We start from the raw sequence: 346 nt of genomic DNA on the forward strand, positions 1-346 counted from the left end.
CCAAATTATTTGAAAATCTGCCTTGATCCAGATTATTGGACGGGGACGGAGGGATGAAACTTCTGATGGAACAAAAGGATTGACTAAAAGACAAGTGCTGTTTGTTGAACGAAATGTGGCTTTTTTTGCTATTTTTCGCGCGTAACAGATACCTTTTTTAGTCAGTCTTTTTTTTGCGTATGAATGTAGAGGCACCAGTTCACTTACACTGATGTTTTCATCTCCTCCATCAAAAAGGAGGAAACGTAATGAAATTGTCCGGAGATTTTTTGAAAATGAAACAGAATCAAGAGAAGATAGCCATGCTGACGGCTTATGATTATCCATCCGCAATAGTAGCCGAACA

1 pseudogene is annotated in these 346 nt (G+C 38.7%); it reads left to right on the forward strand.

Annotated elements, in window-relative coordinates:
* Window positions 1-248 precede the first annotated feature (248 nt).
* A pseudogene (locus CVN76_RS02265) lies at window positions 249-346 on the forward strand (3-methyl-2-oxobutanoate hydroxymethyltransferase); the annotation flags it as partial.

This window comes from Bacillus sp. mrc49, from assembly GCF_002803435.1.